We start from the raw sequence: 15,056 nt of genomic DNA, 5'->3' as shown, positions 1-15,056 counted from the left end.
ATCAACCCCCTAGGGCCGCCAACCGGCACACCTTGCCGTCGATGGCCTGCGTGTACACGGCCTCGGTCCGCTCGGCCACGTTCGGCCAGCCGTACCTCTCGCGGGCGCGCCTGGCGCCCTCCGCGCTCATCCGTGCCCGCTTGTCGGGATCGCCGAGCACCTGCTTCAGCGCCCTGGCCAGCGCCCGCGGGCGGCGCGGCGGCACCAGCACGCCGCAGCCGGCGACCGTGTCCAGGTGCCCGCCGACCGCCGAGGCCACGACGGGCACCCCGCACGCCATCGCCTCGACCGGGACCATGCCGAACGGCTCGTACCACGGCACCGTCACCACGACGTCGGCCGAGCGCATCAGCGCGGGAACGTGGCTGCGCGGCACGCTGCCGATCACGTGGACGCGGTCGTCGAGGTCGTACCGGGCGGCCAGCTCGCGCAGCCTGACCAGCTCCTCGTCGTCCGGGACGCCGCCGGCGATCACCAGGTCGGCGCCGGGCACCAGGCGCAGCGCCGCGATGACGGTGTCCACGCCCTTGCGCGGCACCATCCGGCCGATGCTGAGGATCAGCTTCCCGGCCGTGCGCGGCGCCGCCGGCCCGTCCGGGCAGAACGCCGTCAGGTCCACCCCGCACGGCACGACCGCGATGCGCTGCTCCGGCACGCCCATGGCGCACAGCTCGTTCACCTCGTCGCTGCAGGTGGCCAGCACGGCGTCGGCCCGCTTGCCGATCTCCCGCTCGGTGTCGATCCGGTGCGCGGGGCTGGTGTCCGCCTCGCCCTGCCAGCGCCGCTTGACCGTGCCGAGCGCGTGGAAGGTCTGCACCACGGGAAACCCCTCGGCCGCCTGCAGCGCCGCCTGCCCGCTCATCCAGAAGTGCGCGTGCGCGACGTCCGGCGGGTCGCTCGCCCACCGGTCGGCCAGGCGGTCGGTGAACTCCGGCATGTACGGCGGCAGCTCGTCCTTCGGGATCGGGATCGGGGGACCGGCCGCGACATACTCGACCGTGACGCCCGGCGCCAGGGGGACCGACGCGGGTTGCGACGGCGATGAGCGCCTGGTGTGGACCACGATCGTGTGCCCGCGCTCGGCGAGCGCCATCGCGAGCGCGGCGACGTACACGTTCTGGCCGCCCGAGTCGACGCCGCCGACCGCGGCCAGCGGATCCGCGTGCTCGGAGATGAGATCGACCTTCACTGAGTCAGCTCCCTCACTGCCTTGACCACCTGCTCACTTGTCACTTGGGACAGGCACGGGTGTCCTGGCACCGGGCAGGTGCGCGCCCTGCTGTTCCTGCAGGGCGCCTGCTGGTCACCGAGCAGCACCGCGGGCACCCCGTAAGGGGCCCACCGCGCCGCGGGGACGACGGGGGCGAACAGGCTCACGACCGGCGTGCCGACGGCCGCGGCCAGGTGCGCGGGGCCGGTGTTGCCGGCCACGAGCACGCTGGCACGTTCGATCACGGCGGCAAGTTCGGCGAAAGTGGTCACGCCGCCGAGGTCGGCCGCGTCGTCGCCGGCGACATAGGCGGTGAGGTCACTTTCGCTGCCGGTCACGACGACTCGATGTCCGTCCTCGGCCAGCTCCCGCACGGCCTGCCGATGCCTTTCGGCAGGCCATGTCCGCGCGGGGGCCGACGTCCCCGGATGCACCACGACGTACGTGCCTTTGCCGGCATCGGCGCCGGCATGGAGCACGTGCCCTATAACGCGGCTCATATCCGGCAACGGGTCCTGAACAGCGAGTTTGCCGTCATCGCCGGGTGGCAGCTCGAACCCCGCCGCCCGGGCCACCGCCAGCATCCGCTCCGCCTCGGGCACGTCGACGCTCTCGTCCACGACGTGGCGGACGTCGAGCAGCGAGCCGGGATAGTCGTTGCTGATCGCGGTGATCCTGCGCACGCCGGCCAGCCTGAGCAGCAGCGCCAGCGGAAGCGCCGACTGGTGGAACGAGGTGAGGATCACCGCCTCGTCGATGCCACGCAGCCGGCCGACCAGGTCGGCGACCTGTCCCTCGGTGACGGGCGGCGGGGTGTGGTCGATCCACGGCGCCCGCCACTCGATCACGCGGTCGACGCCGGGCAGCAGCTCGGCGGCCGCCCGGCCGTTCGGGCCGGCCAGGAAGACCACCTCGCCGGCCAGCGTTCGCACGGCCCTGACGGCGGGGCCCGTCAGCAGCACGTCCCCGGCGTCATCGAGCCGCGCCACCAGCACTCGCCCCCGGCTGTCCGCACCCCGCGCTCCGCGACGGCTCATCGCCGCACCCCCCATTCCCCCCGAAGCCGGTGCGCGCACGCGACCGGCGGGATCAGCACGCTGGTGACGAGCATCCGCCACACCTCGCCGGGGGTACGCGGCCCCGGCGCCACCCGCCGCCACGTGAACTCGCCGGTCAGCCCGGCCCACAAGCCACCGGCCAGCGCCGCCGCCGCGGGCACCACCGGCCTGCCGGGCGGCCGCGCGCGGCCGCCCAGCGCGGCGAGCGTCAGCGCCGCCAGCCCCGCCGCCGTCGTCGCGGCGTGCAGGCGCAGGCGGCCGGGGCCGTCGCCGATGGCCGCACGCCATCCCGGCCCGTGCAGCCGCCGCATCAGCGCGTCGTCGGCGTTGCCCCGCTGGAATCGCACGCTGGCCCAGAACCCGTCAGCACGCACCGGATGCGCCGTCACCCGGTCACCGCGCACGAGCCGGTAGCCCGCCCGCGTCACCCGCAGCGCGAGATCCGCATCCTCCCTGTAGGCCCGCGGGAAGCGCTCGTCGAACCCGCCGACCGCGTCCAGCACCGCCCGCCGGTAGGCCATGTCGGCCGTCACCCACAGCGCGTCCGCGAGCCCGGCCGTGTTGCGCTCGGCGTCGGTGGGCCGGCGATCGGCCGGCAGCGGCACCACGATGCGCCCCTGGCTGCCCGCCACGTCCACGGGCAGGTCCACCAGGTCCTTCCACACCGCCTCGGCCCAGCCGGGCTCGGGGATCACGTCGTCGTCGAGGAACACCACCCACGGCGTGCCGGCCGCCCGCCACCCGGCGTTGCGGGTCGCGGCCGGCCCTCTTCCGCCGGACCGGACGATCCGTACCCCCTCCGGCACCCCCTCCAGGACCCGGCAGGGCCCCTTCCTGTCGTCCGCCACGATCACCGGCACGCCGGAGCCCACGGCCGCCAGCGTGTCCCGGAGCGAGGGCCGCCCGATGGTGGGGATCACCACGGTGATCACGAAGCGAACACCTCCCCGCGCCGCACCAGGTACGGCCCGAGCGCGAGCACGTCCACCGGCGAGGAGCCGAAGCACTCCAGCGCGTCACGGGGATCGTCGACCATGGGCCGCCCCGCCGTGTTCAGGCTCGTGTTGACCACCACGGGCAGCCCCGTACGGGCCTCGAACTCGCTCAGCACCCGCGCCATCAGCGGATCGGCGGCCGGCGAGACGGTCTGGATGCGCGCGGTCCCGTCCACGTGCACCACCGCGGGGATGCGCGCCGCCCAGCCGGGGCGCACGTCGTGCACGAACAGCATGTACGGCGAGGGCACCGGCCCCCGCCCGAAGATCTCCGCGGCCCGCGACTCCAGCACCATCGGCGCGATCGGCCTGAACTGCTCGCGCCCCTTGACGTCGTTCAGCCGCTCGGTGTTGCGCGCGTGACCCGGATGCGCCAGCAGCGACCGGTGCCCGAGCGCGCGCGGCCCGTACTCGGAGCGCCCCTGGAACCAGGCCACGATCCGGTCGGCGGCCAGCTCGGCCGCCACCGCCGCGCCCAGGTCGGCGGGCCGGGTGTGCGGCACGCGCGCCACGTCCAGCCAGGCACCCAGCTCCTCGTCGGTGAAGCCGCGCCCGAGCGCCACGCCCGGCATCGGCGCGGCCGGCTCGCCGTAGGCCTGCGCGAGGTGCAGCGCCCCGCCGAGCGCCGTCCCCGAGTCGCCGGCGGCCGGCTGCACCCACACCTCGTCGAACGGGCCCTCGTCCAGCAACCGGGTGTTCGCCACGCAGTTGAGCGCCACCCCGCCGGCCAGCGCGAGCCGCCGCTCGCCGGTCCGCTCGTGCAGCCAGCGCACCAGTTCGAGCAGCACCTCCTCCAGCCGCGCCTGCACGCTCGCGGCCAGGTCGGCGTGGTCGGAGGTCCACACGCCGCCCTTGGGCAGCGCCTTGGCGTAGCCGCCCCAGTCGACCGGCTCGACGCGGAACCCGCCGTCGCCGGTCGTGTAGATCACCTCGCGCAGCGACTCCAGGTGCCGCGGCCGGCCGTAGGAGGCCATCGCCATCACCTTGTACTCGTCGCTGGAGCGCAGGAAGCCGAGGTGCTCGGTGACGTCCTCGTACATCAGGCCGAGCGAGTGCGGCAGCTCCTGCGTGGCCAGCGTCTCCAGCTCGCCGTCGCGGTAGCGGCCGGCCAGGTGCGAGACGTTCTCGCCCCGCCCGTCGCACACCAGCACCGCGCAGTCCCGCCCCGGCGTCGACCACTGGGAGGCCAGCCCCGCCGACGCGGCGTGCGCCACATGGTGTGGCACGTACGCCACCTGGCCGGGGTCCAGCCCGGGCAGCGCCGTGGACAGGAACGCCGGGGCGCGCACCGCGTACTTGGTGCGCAGGTCCTCCCAGTCCCCGTCCGGCTTCTGCGCCACCAGGGCCGGATCGTAGGAGTAGGCCACGACGTCGATGTCCTCGGGGGCGAGACCGGCCTCGCGCAGGCACCACGCGGCGGCCTGCTCGGGCAGTTCCCACGCCGAGAACACCAGCGGCCGCTTGCCGTGCTTGCGGCGGCTGAAGCGTTCTTCCTCCGCCGCGGCGACGATTTTCCCGTCGGCCACGAGCGCCGCGGCCGGGTCGTGAAAGATCGCGTTGATGCCGAGAAATCTCATCGTTCCTCCCCCACAAATCTCGAGAACCGCTACCGAGAGGAGCGCTTGTCAAACATGGACCATGCCGATGAGATGCGGAAACAGCCCTGCCGTCCTGCGATTGGTCACTCTGAGTAGTTGTTTGCCGGGACGGCCCCCGGGTAGCTGCCGGAAGCGACGGAGGTGGAAGGTGTTCGAGAAAAGGCGTCCCGGCGCTGTGCTCTTCGACCGGGACGGAACCTTGATCAGGGACGTCCCCTACAACGGGGACCCGAATCGTGTCGAGCCCATGCCGGGCGCGCTGGAGGCGCTGGCCCGGCTGCGCCGCGCCGACGTACCGGTGGCCGTGGTCACCAACCAGTCGGGTGTGGCCAAGGGCTTGCTGTCCCCGGACGAGATGGACCAGGTGAACGCCAGGGTGGAGGAGCTGCTCGGCCCGTTCGACGCGTGGGCGATCTGCGTGCACGACGACGCCGACGGCTGCACCTGTCGCAAACCCGCGCCCGGACTCGTGATCAGGGCCGCCGCCGTGCTCGACGTCAGCCCGCGCGACTGCGTGGTCGTTGGCGACATCGGCAGGGACATGGAGGCCGCCAGGGCCGCCGGCGCCAGAGGCATCCTGGTCCCCACCGACGTGACGCGGCAGGAGGAGATCGAGCAGGCTCCCGAGGTCGCCGACGACCTGACGGACGTCGTGGACCGGGTGCTCAGCGACACGGCGAGCCCGGTGGCCGCCATCGCGGCGCCATGGACCCGCGCGATCGGCTGGAGCCGCTGGTGAGGGTCCTGATCTGGCACGTGCACGGCTCATGGACCAGCGCCTTCATCAGGGGCGCGCACGAATACGTGCTGCCACTCGTCCCCGGTCGTGGTCCCGACGGCCGGGGACGCGCGGCCACGTTCGACTGGCCGGACAGCGCCCGCGAGGTGCGCTGGGACCGGCTCCGCGACGAGCCCGTCGACGTGGCCGTCTACCAGCGCCCGCACGAGATCGACCTGGCCCGCGAATGGCTCGGCCGCCCCGTGCCCGGCGTGTACGTCGAGCACAACACCCCGGCCGGCGACGTGCCCCGGACCAGGCACCCCCTGGCCGGCCGCGACGACATCACGCTCGTGCACGTCACCCACTTCAACGAGCTCTACTGGGACAACGGCCGGGCGCCCACGCGCGTCATCGAGCACGGCATCCCCGACCCCGGCCACCTCTACACGGGCGAGCTGCCCCGGGCCGGCGTCGTGGTCAACGAGCCGGTACGCCGCACCCGCGTCGCCGGCACCGACCTGCTGCCGCGCTTCGCCGCGCGGGTGCCGCTCGACGTGTTCGGGATGAAGGTGGACGGCCTGCCCTACACCACCCACGAAGACCTGCCGCAGCACGTCATGCACGCAGAGCTGGCCCGCCGCCGCGCCTACCTGCATCCCTACCGGTGGACCTCACTCGGGCTGGCCCTCATCGAGGCCATGACTCTGGGAATGCCGGTGGTCGCGCTGGCCGCCACCGAGGCGATCGAGGCCGTCCCCCGGGAGGCCGGGGTGCTGTCCACGCGGGTGAGCGTGCTCGCCGACGCGTTGCACGCGTTCGCCGCCGACCCCGAGAGCGCCGCGCAGGCGGGCAAGGCGGCGCGCGCCGCGGCGCTGTCCCGCTACGGGCTCGCCAGATTCCTGTCCGATTGGGACCGGCTGCTCGCCGAGATATGACGCGGGACCGGCCGCTCGCCGAGGGATGACTTGTGACCGGCCCTTACACCGAGGTATGACGGCGGAAGGCATGGGTAGGCGCCCAGGTCATGATGATGATGCTCGACTGGACACGCAGGGCCGCCTGCCTCGACCTGGACCCGGAATTGTTCTTCCCGATCTCCCTGGAAGGGCCGAGCCAGTCCCAGGTCGAGCAGGCCAAGAGAGTGTGCTCCGGCTGCCCCGTACGCGAGCCGTGCCTGGAGTACGCGCTGGACACCCGGCAGGCGTACGGCGTGTGGGGCGGCACGGACGCCGAGCAGCGGCGGGAGCTCGTCAGCCTGCCGGCAGCGCCTCCGCGAGAAACCGTTCCCGCTCGCCCGCGTCGAGGTGGTCGCTGAAAAGCACGCCGTCCAGGTGATCGGCCTCGTGCTGCAGCACCCTCGCCAGCACGCCGAGCGCCCGCACGGTCACGGGCTTGCCGAACATGTCCCGGCCACGCGCCGTGACCATGTAGGAACGTTCCAGTGGCCACCACACGCCGGGAGCCGACAGGCAGGCCTCGTCGGCGGTGACGCGCCGCTCCGACAACTCCAGGCGCGGATTGACCAGATGGCCTGACTTGCCGTCGTAGGAGTAGACCACCACCCGCACCGGCTCTCCGATCTGCGGGGCCGCCAGCCCGGCGCGGCCGGCTCCCGCCCGCATCGTGGCGGTCAGCGACTTCACCAGCCGCCGCAGCTCCCGATCGAAGTCCTGGACGGGCTCCGCGACCGAGCGGAGCACCGGATCATCGAATATGCGAATAGGCCGGACCGTCACCCGCAACTCCCCGATAGGCCGCGTCGTCACGCGGTCGTTTCCCCGGAACGTTTCCCGCGATCGCGCCCGCCAACCGCGAAGGCCCTGCCTTGTAGCACAGCGGTAACAGAAGAGACCCGTGGGCGAAACCACCCGAAAGCAGTATCGGAGGGTGATCTCACTTGCGTCACATGTGCCTGTGATGCCTGGCCGGGTGCTCGGGGCCCGGCCAGGCAGCCACGACGATCTGGAGGAGGGTGAATGAGTGCGCTTCCCATAGAGGGTGGCTCTTCCCCGGAGACGGCGCCCGACGCGCTGGCGGGCTTCACCGTCGGTGTGACGGCGACACGGCGGCGCGAGGAGTTCGGCGCGCTGCTGGAGAGGCGCGGCGCCCGCGTGGTCAGCGCGCCCGCGATCCGGCTCGTCCCGCTGGCTGAGGACACCGACCTGCTCGCCGCCACCAGGCTCGCCCTGGAGGCGCCCCTCGACGACGTGGTGGTCACCACGGGCGTGGGCTTTCGCGGCTGGGTGGCCGCCGCCGAGGGCTGGGGACTGTCGGCCGACCTGGGGGAGCACCTGGCCAAGAGCCGCCTGCTGACCCGCGGCCCGAAGGCCAGGGGAGCGGTGCGGGCCGCCGGGCTCACCGACCACTGGACCCCCGCCACCGAGTCGTGCGAGGAGGTCAAGCAGTACCTGCTCGCCCAGGACCTGCGGGGCCGGCGGATCGCGGTGCAGCAGCACGGCGAGCCGCTCAAGGAGTTCGTGGCCGACCTGCGGCAGGCCGGCGCCGAAGTCATCGAGATCCCGGTCTACCGGTGGCTGCCGTACCGCGACGTGTCGCCGCTGCGGCGCCTGATCAGCCAGACGATCTCCGGCTCGGTGGACGCGGTCGCCTTCACCAGCGCGCCCGCCGTACACGCCATGCTCGGCATGGCGCGTGGGGAAGGGCTCGAGGACGCGCTGCTGGCGGCCTTCAGCGGGTCCGTCGTGGCCGCCTGCGTGGGGCCCGTCACCGCGGGGCCGCTGACCGCGCGGGGCGTGCCGACGCTGCAGCCGGAGCGTTCCCGGCTCGGCGGGCTGGCCCGCGCGCTGGCCCGCCACCTGCCCGAGCACGGCGTCACCAGGCTCGTCGCGGGCGAGCACCGGCTGGAGATCCGCGGCCACGCCGTGGTCGTGGACGGCGAGCTGCGGCCGCTGCCACCGGCCCCGATGGCGGTGCTCAAGCGGCTGGCCGACAAGCCGGGGCACGTGGTCTCCCGGGCCGAGCTGCGTACCGTGCTGCCGGGCAGCATCGCGCGCGACTCGGCCGAGCATGCCGTGGAGATGGCCATCACCCGGCTGCGCCGCGCGCTCGGCCCCAGCGGGATCGTCGAGACCGTGGTCAAGCGCGGCTATCGGCTCGCCTGCCTGTACGAGGCCGGCCTTTGATCTCCCTCTGCCCGACGACGTCACACCGACACGAAGAGGAGCGCACCATGCCGTGGGGGTCCACGTTCTCTGGCCGCGGCGCCGGAGGAGATCGGTGACGCCCGCACTCGTCCTGGCCGCGCACGGCACCCGGAGCGCCGCGGGGGAGCAGACCCTGTCGAGCCTGGCGGAGGCGGTCAGAAGAGCCCGTCCTGGACGGCATGTCGAGCTCAGCTACCTGGAGATCAGCTCGCCCCTGCTGGCCGACGTGCTGCCCGTGGTCCGCGGCCCGGTGGTCGTCGTGCCGCTGCTGCTGGCGGGCGGCTACCACGCGCACATCGACCTGCCCAACGTGATCGCCGAATGCCGACCCGACGCCGTGGTGGCCGGCTGGCTCGGCCCGCACGGGCTGCTGACGTCCGCGCTGGCCCGCAAGCTCGCGCGGGCGGGACTGCGCGGCACGGACGCGGTCGTGCTCGGCGCGGCCGGTTCGTCCGACCCCGCCGCGCTCGCCGACGTCCGCGCCGCCGCCCACCGGCTCGCGGTACGCCTGGCGCGCCCCGTCACGGCGGCCTTCGCCTCGGCCGGCGCCCCGTCGCTGGAGGAGGCCATGGAGCGGCTCGGCTCGACCCCGGCCGCCCGCGTGGCGATCGCCTCCTACGTGCTCGCCCCCGGCTTCTTCCACGACCGCCTGGCCGCGGCGGGCGCGGGCCTGGTGAGCGAGCCGCTGGGCGCCGACCCGGACGTGGCGGCGCTGATCTGGCACCGCTACGAGGAGGCCCTGCGCGGCCGCCGTACGGCGCCGCAGGTCCTGGGAGCCTCCCGGTGAGCGACTCCGCGAACCGGTCCTAGGAGACGGTGCTGGGGACGGGCTCGAGGCGCAGCTCGCGGACGATCTCCCGCGCACTCTCCTCGCGCGCCGGGCCTTCCCCCGCGCCGATGAACATCTCGATGTAGGCCCGGTGGAAGCAGCCCGCGATCAGCAGCCGCGCGCTCCCCTCCGGGTCGACGTCGGAGCGGACCCGGCCCAGGCGCTGCTCGGCCGTCAGGTAGGCGGCCAGCGGCGCGATCTCCGTTCGCGGCCCGAGCCCGGTGTCGCGGATGGCCTCGCGGAAGCGGACCGTCACGTTGGGCGAGGTGAAGGCGGGTAGCGCCGTGCTTTGCATATCGACGTAGTAATCAATGCCCGATTGTGCGATGGGCAGCAGATTTTCGCTCACGCACCCTTTTCCGATGCGGTGTGAGAGATCGTGGAGGATGCTGAGCCAGAGCGGGAGCCGGTCCTGCAGTAGCGCGAGGAAGTGGTCCACCGAGCCGCCGCTGGGGCGGTCCTCCCTGAGGGAGACGGCCATCTCCAGGATGCGCCGCCGGGTGTCCTGACTTCTTTGATGCGGGTCTACATGGGAAGTCGCCATGGCGTGCCTAACGTGCGCGGTCAGTGGGTAGGCATCACGGCGCGAAGCCGGTTTACGCGTTTTATCGGGATATGGCTGAGGTTGGGGTCCCAACTTCGTGCAATCTTGATGGTTCCCGATTATTACCCGAAACCGCGAAAAATTGGCGCATTTAATCCCTGAGGGTTAGCTGTCAGTGTCCCGGTCGCGCCGCCGCAGGTAGCGCTCGAACTCGGCGGCTATCGCGTCTCCGCTGGCCTCGGGCAGCTCGGCGGCGTCCTTGCGCTCCTCGAGCTCCTTGACGTATTCGGCCACCTCGGTGTCCTGGGAGGCCAGCTCATCGACGCCGCGCTCCCACGCGCGAGCCTCCTCGTCGAGGTCGCCGAGCGGCATCGGGATCTCCAGCACGTCCTCCAGGCGGCGCAGCAGCGCCAGCGTGGCCTTCGGGTTGGGCGGCTGGGCCACATAGTGCGGCACCGACGCCCACAGCGCGACGGCGTCCAGCCCGGCCTGCCCGAACGCGTGCTGCAGCACCCCCACGATGCCCGTCGGGCCCTCGTAGCGGCTCAGCTCGAGATTGGTCGAGCGGGCCAGCGCCGCGTCGGTCGCGCCGCCGAGTATGGGCACCGGGCGGGTGTGCGGCGAGTCGTTGAGCAGCGCGCCCAGCATCACCGCCAGCTCGACGCCCAGCTCCCGGCAGACCTCGATGATGTCGGCGCAGAACGAACGCCAGCGCATGTTGGGCTCGATGCCGCGCAGCAGCACGACGTCCCGCTCGCTGCCCGGCGGGCGGGCGCGCAGCAGCCGGGTCGTCGGCCAGATGATCGACTGGGTGAGCCCGTCGTGCATCTCCACCACGGGCCGGGTGACCTGGAAGTCGTAGTAGTCGTCGGGGTCGAGCGCGATCAGCGGCTCGGCCTTCCACGCGGACTCGAGATGGGCGATCACGCCGCTGGAGGCCTCACCCGCGTCGTTCCACCCTTCGAACGCAGCTATGAGCACCGGGTCCACGAGCTCGGGGAGCCCTTCGAGCTCTATCACGTGTCGCCTCCTCTCTCCCATTGTCCCGCTAAGCCTATGCGGTCAGGGGGTGTCGGCGTCACCGATCTCTCCGCGAACGCTCCGCGCTCGCCGTACAGGCCGCGGTACTGGCAGGACGGCGATGGGGCGGCGGCTCCGCAAAAGGAGATCCCGCGCACCCGCGACCGCGGAGCCCACTCGGCCGCGCCGCCCACCCGCACGCCACCGCCCCGGTGCCCCGCGCGGCCGCGCGGCGCACGGGGCAAGGGGCGGCGCGCGGCACGCCGATCGGTGTTCGACCAGCCCTCGAACCGCACCCGATAAGCTCTACCCCATGAGCATCTCCCCGTCCTTCCGAGAAGTGTTGTCTCAGCGTGTGGTCGTTGCCGACGGCGCAATGGGCACGATGCTTCAGGCTCAGGACCCGACGCTCGACGACTTTCACGGCCACGAGGGCTGCAACGAGGTGCTCAACGTCACCCGCCCCGACATCGTGCGCGGCGTCCACGACGCCTACTTCGCCGTCGGCGTCGACTGCGTCGAGACCAACACCTTCGGCGCCAACCTCGCCGCGTTGGGCGAATACGACCTGTCCGCACAGGTCTACGAATACTCCGAGGCCGGCGCCAGGATCGCGCGCGAGGCCGCCGACCACTGGGCCACGCCCGACCACCCGCGCTTCGTGCTCGGCTCCATGGGCCCCGGCACCAAGCTGCCCACGCTCGGCCACATGCCGTACGCGAGCCTGCGCGACGCCTACCGCGACAACGCCGCGGGCCTGATCGCGGGCGGCGCCGACGCTCTGATCATCGAGACCTGCCAGGACCTGCTCCAGGTCAAGGCCGCCGTCATCGGCGCCAAGCGGGCCGTCGAGGCGTCCGGCCGGGACGTGCCGATCATCGCGCAGGTGACGATCGAGACCAACGGCGCGATGCTGCTCGGCTCCGAGATCGGCGCCGCGCTGACCGCGATCGAGCCGCTCGGCATCGACGTCATCGGGCTCAACTGCGCGACCGGCCCCGCCGAGATGAGCGAGCACCTGCGCTACCTCGCCCGCCACTCGCGGCTCAAGCTCAGCTGCATGCCCAACGCGGGCCTGCCGGTGCTGACCTCCGACGGCGCCTACTACCCGCTCAGCGCGCAGGAGCTGGCCGACGCGCACGCCACCTTCACCCGCGACTACGGCCTGTCCCTGGTCGGCGGCTGCTGCGGCACCACCCCCGAGCACCTGCGCCAGGTCGTCGAAGGGGTGCGCGGCAAGCAGACCGAGCCGCGCCGCCCGCACCCCGAGCCGGGCGCGTCCTCGCTCTATCAGACCGTGCCGTTCCGCCAGGACACCTCCTACCTGGCCATCGGCGAGCGCTGCAACACCAACGGCTCCAAGGCCTTCCGCGAGGCGATGCTGGAGGGCCGCTGGGACGACTGCGTGGAGACGGCCCGCGACCAGGCCCGCGACGGCGCCCACATGCTCGACCTGTGCGTCGACTACGTCGGCCGCGACGGCGTGGCCGACATGAAGGAGCTGGCCTTCCGCTTCGCTACCGCCTCCACCCTGCCGATCATGCTCGACTCGACCGAGCCCGCGGTGCTGCAGGCCGGGCTGGAGATGCTCGGCGGCCGCGCCGCCGTCAACTCCGTCAACTACGAGGACGGCGACGGCCCCGACTCCCGCTTCCAGAAGATCATGCGTCTCGTCCGCGAGCACGGCTCGGCCGTGGTCGCGCTCACCATCGACGAGGAGGGCCAGGCCCGCACCGCCGAGTGGAAGGTGCGCGTGGCCACCCGCCTCATCGAGGACCTGACCACCAACTGGGGGATGCGGGTCGAGGACATCATCGTCGACTGCCTCACCTTCCCCATCGCCACCGGCCAGGAGGAGACCAGGCGCGACGGCCTGGAGACCATCGAGGCCATCCGCGAGCTCAAGCGCCGCTACCCGGGCGTGCAGACCACGCTGGGCCTGTCCAACATCAGCTTCGGCCTCAACCCGGCCGCCCGCATGGTGCTCAACTCGGTGTTCCTCAACGAGTGCGTCAACGCCGGGCTCGACTCCGCCATCGTGCACGCCTCCAAGATCCTGCCGATGGCCCGCATCCCCGACGAGCAGCGCCAGGTCGCGCTCGACATGGTCTACGACCGCCGCCGCGAGGGCTACGACCCGCTGCAGCGGTTCATGGACCTGTTCGAGGGCGTCGACGCCGCCGCCATGCGCGCGGGCAAGGCCGAGGAGCTGGCCGCGCTGCCGCTGTACGAGCGGCTCAAGCGGCGCATCATCGACGGCGAGCGCAAGGGCCTGGAGGCCGACCTCGACACCGCGCTGGAGCAGCGGCCCGCCCTGGAGATCATCAACGACGTGCTGCTGGACGGCATGAAGACGGTGGGCGAGCTGTTCGGGTCCGGGCAGATGCAGCTGCCGTTCGTGCTGCAGTCCGCCGAGGTGATGAAGGCCGCGGTCGCCTACCTCGAGCCCCACATGGAGCGCGTCGAGGGCGAGACGAAGGGCCGCATCGTGCTGGCCACCGTCAAGGGCGACGTGCACGACATCGGCAAGAACCTCGTCGACATCATCCTGTCCAACAACGGCTACCAGGTGGTCAACCTCGGCATCAAGCAGCCGGTCTCGGCCATCCTGGAGGCCGCCGACGAGCAGAAGGCCGACGTCATCGGCATGTCGGGGCTGCTGGTCAAGTCGACGGTCATCATGAAGGAGAACCTGGAGGAGATGAACTCCAGGGGCCTGTCGCAGAAATACCCCGTGCTGCTCGGCGGCGCCGCCCTGACCCGCGCCTACGTCGAGCAGGACCTGGCCGAGCTGTTCAAGGGCGAGGTGCGCTACGCCCGCGACGCGTTCGAGGGGCTGCGGCTGATGGACGCGTTCATGGCCGTCAAGCGCGGCGTCGCCGGCGCGACGCTGCCGCCGCTGCGCGAGCGGCGGGTCAAGACCGGGGCCGTGCTCACCCGTACGCCGGTCGAGGAGCTGCCCGCCCGCTCCGACGTGGCCGCCGACAACCCGGTGCCGACGCCGCCCTTCTACGGCGACCGCGTCGTCAAGGGCATCTCGCTGGCCGACTACTCCGCCTTCCTGGACGAGCGGGCCCTGTTCCTCGGCCAGTGGGGGCTCAAGCCCACCAGGGGCGGCGACGGGCCCGGCTATGAGGAGCTCGTCGAGACCGAGGGCCGGCCGCGGCTGCGCATGTGGCTCGAACGCATCCAGACCGAGGGCCTGCTGGAGGCGGCCGTCGTCTACGGCCACTTCCCGTGCGTCAGCGACGGCGACTCACTGATCGTCCTCGACGAGGGCGGCAGGGAGCGCACCCGCTTCACCTTCCCGCGCCAGCGCCGTGACCGCCACCTGTGCCTGTCGGACTTCTTCCGCGGCAAGGACTCCGGCGAGGTCGACGTGGTCGGCTTCCAGGTCGCCACCATGGGGCAGAAGATCTCCGAGGCCACGGCCGAGCTGTTCGCCAAGGACGCCTACCGCGACTACCTGGAGCTGCACGGCCTGTCGGTGCAGCTGACCGAGGCGCTGGCCGAATACTGGCACGCCCGGGTCCGCGCGGAGTGGGGCATCGGCGGCGACGAGTCGCTCGACGACATGCTCAAGGTCAACGTCCAGGGCTGCCGCTACTCCTTCGGCTACCCGGCCTGCCCCAACCTGGAGGACCAGGTGCAGCTGTTCGAGCTGCTCGACCCGGAGCGCATCGGCGTCACGCTCTCGGAGGAGTTCCAGCTCCACCCGGAGCAGGCCACCTCCGCGCTGGTCGCCCACCATCCCGAGGCCAAATACTTCAACGTCTGACCCCCGGGGTCGCCCGCCGTTCACGCCCGTATGGCGAGAATGGCACGCACACACCACCGATCAGGGGAAGGCGGCGTCGTTCGGCGACCGAGCCGCCTCACGGAGTGAGGCCATGTGCAGGGCGGCATATGGCGACCGA

Annotated in this window: 13 protein-coding genes; 6 read left to right on the top strand and 7 right to left on the bottom strand. The window is 72.3% G+C overall.

The window, feature by feature from the left end; translation table 11 throughout:
- Nucleotide 1: 1 nt before the first annotated feature.
- Genes ACTMTI_RS19695 through ACTMTI_RS19680 form a run of 4 tightly spaced genes read right to left on the bottom strand, consistent with a single transcriptional unit; the run spans nucleotide 2 to nucleotide 4,840 of the window.
- Complete coding sequence (locus ACTMTI_RS19695; RefSeq protein ID WP_441121857.1) at nucleotides 2-1,189, bottom strand: glycosyltransferase; 1,188 nt, start codon at nucleotides 1,187-1,189, stop codon at nucleotides 2-4.
- A complete protein-coding gene (locus ACTMTI_RS19690; protein WP_441121856.1) occupies nucleotides 1,186-2,247 on the bottom strand; it encodes a glycosyltransferase family 9 protein in 1,062 nt (353 codons plus the stop codon). The genes ACTMTI_RS19695 and ACTMTI_RS19690 overlap by 4 nt, the downstream gene beginning before the upstream one ends.
- A complete protein-coding gene (locus ACTMTI_RS19685; RefSeq protein ID WP_441121855.1) occupies nucleotides 2,244-3,200 on the bottom strand; it encodes a glycosyltransferase family 2 protein in 957 nt (318 codons plus the stop codon). Before ACTMTI_RS19685 ends, ACTMTI_RS19690 begins: the two co-directional genes overlap by 4 nt.
- Entirely contained in the window at nucleotides 3,197-4,840 is a 1,644-nt protein-coding gene (locus ACTMTI_RS19680; protein ID WP_441121854.1) for a carbamoyltransferase family protein, read from the bottom strand. The genes ACTMTI_RS19685 and ACTMTI_RS19680 overlap by 4 nt, the downstream gene beginning before the upstream one ends.
- Nucleotides 4,841-5,009: 169 nt before the next feature.
- Between ACTMTI_RS19680 and ACTMTI_RS19675 the strand changes: the two genes are divergently transcribed.
- The 3 genes from ACTMTI_RS19675 to ACTMTI_RS19665 all read left to right on the top strand — a co-directional run bounded on the left by ACTMTI_RS19675 (nucleotide 5,010) and on the right by ACTMTI_RS19665 (nucleotide 6,897).
- Nucleotides 5,010-5,600, top strand: coding sequence for a D-glycero-alpha-D-manno-heptose-1,7-bisphosphate 7-phosphatase (locus tag ACTMTI_RS19675; RefSeq protein ID WP_441121853.1), 591 nt, complete (start codon nucleotides 5,010-5,012; stop codon nucleotides 5,598-5,600).
- On the top strand, nucleotides 5,567-6,517 hold the full coding sequence (locus tag ACTMTI_RS19670) for a glycosyltransferase (protein ID WP_441121852.1): 951 nt from the start codon (nucleotides 5,567-5,569) through the stop codon (nucleotides 6,515-6,517). The genes ACTMTI_RS19675 and ACTMTI_RS19670 overlap by 34 nt, the downstream gene beginning before the upstream one ends.
- 89 nt (nucleotides 6,518-6,606) lie before the next feature.
- Nucleotides 6,607-6,897 carry a WhiB family transcriptional regulator gene (locus ACTMTI_RS19665; protein WP_441121851.1) on the top strand — a complete coding sequence of 97 codons (291 nt, stop codon included), beginning with the start codon at nucleotides 6,607-6,609 and terminating at the stop codon, nucleotides 6,895-6,897.
- Here the strand turns inward: ACTMTI_RS19665 and def are convergent.
- On the bottom strand, nucleotides 6,833-7,348 hold the full coding sequence (gene def / locus ACTMTI_RS19660) for a peptide deformylase (protein WP_441121850.1): 516 nt from the start codon (nucleotides 7,346-7,348) through the stop codon (nucleotides 6,833-6,835). The genes ACTMTI_RS19665 and def overlap by 65 nt on opposite strands.
- 210 nt (nucleotides 7,349-7,558) lie before the next feature.
- Here def and ACTMTI_RS19655 point away from each other — a divergent pair, with 210 nt between their 5' ends.
- Nucleotides 7,559-8,725 carry a uroporphyrinogen-III synthase gene (locus tag ACTMTI_RS19655; protein WP_441121849.1) on the top strand — a complete coding sequence of 389 codons (1,167 nt, stop codon included), beginning with the start codon at nucleotides 7,559-7,561 and terminating at the stop codon, nucleotides 8,723-8,725.
- A gap of 94 nt (nucleotides 8,726-8,819) precedes the next feature.
- On the top strand, nucleotides 8,820-9,533 hold the full coding sequence (locus ACTMTI_RS19650; protein ID WP_441121848.1) for a sirohydrochlorin chelatase: 714 nt from the start codon (nucleotides 8,820-8,822) through the stop codon (nucleotides 9,531-9,533).
- Between the two features lie 19 nt (nucleotides 9,534-9,552).
- Here the strand turns inward: ACTMTI_RS19650 and ACTMTI_RS19645 are convergent, their stop codons facing one another.
- Both ACTMTI_RS19645 and ACTMTI_RS19640 read right to left on the bottom strand, forming a co-directional pair.
- Entirely contained in the window at nucleotides 9,553-10,119 is a 567-nt protein-coding gene (locus ACTMTI_RS19645; RefSeq protein ID WP_441121847.1) for a hypothetical protein, read from the bottom strand.
- A gap of 165 nt (nucleotides 10,120-10,284) precedes the next feature.
- Nucleotides 10,285-11,139, bottom strand: a complete 855-nt coding sequence (locus ACTMTI_RS19640) for a PAC2 family protein (RefSeq protein WP_441121846.1) — start codon at nucleotides 11,137-11,139, stop codon at nucleotides 10,285-10,287.
- A gap of 313 nt (nucleotides 11,140-11,452) precedes the next feature.
- On the opposite strand from ACTMTI_RS19640, the gene metH reads away from it, so the two are divergent.
- Complete coding sequence (gene metH, locus ACTMTI_RS19635) at nucleotides 11,453-14,917, top strand: methionine synthase (protein ID WP_441121845.1); 3,465 nt, start codon at nucleotides 11,453-11,455, stop codon at nucleotides 14,915-14,917.
- Nucleotides 14,918-15,056: the final 139 nt, after the last annotated feature.

The organism is Nonomuraea sp. H19 (assembly GCF_052068215.1).
Classification (GTDB): domain Bacteria; phylum Actinomycetota; class Actinomycetes; order Streptosporangiales; family Streptosporangiaceae; genus Nonomuraea.
Note: the sequence above shows the minus strand (reverse complement) of the source record. Positions and strands in the feature narration are given on the sequence as shown.

Bases quoted from the DNA above. Each gene is read 5' to 3' on its own strand.
- ACTMTI_RS19690 (WP_441121856.1), bottom strand. From the start codon at position 2,247: ATGAGCCGTCGCGGAGCGCGGGGTGCGGACAGCCGGGGGCGAGTGCTG.
- ACTMTI_RS19680 (WP_441121854.1), bottom strand. From the start codon at position 4,840: ATGAGATTTCTCGGCATCAACGCGATCTTTCACGACCCGGCCGCGGCG.
- ACTMTI_RS19670 (WP_441121852.1), top strand. From the start codon at position 5,567: ATGGACCCGCGCGATCGGCTGGAGCCGCTGGTGAGGGTCCTGATCTGG.
- ACTMTI_RS19665 (WP_441121851.1), top strand. From the start codon at position 6,607: ATGATGATGATGCTCGACTGGACACGCAGGGCCGCCTGCCTCGACCTG.
- ACTMTI_RS19655 (WP_441121849.1), top strand. From the start codon at position 7,559: ATGAGTGCGCTTCCCATAGAGGGTGGCTCTTCCCCGGAGACGGCGCCC.
- ACTMTI_RS19645 (WP_441121847.1), bottom strand. From the start codon at position 10,119: ATGGCGACTTCCCATGTAGACCCGCATCAAAGAAGTCAGGACACCCGG.
- metH (WP_441121845.1), top strand. From the start codon at position 11,453: ATGAGCATCTCCCCGTCCTTCCGAGAAGTGTTGTCTCAGCGTGTGGTC.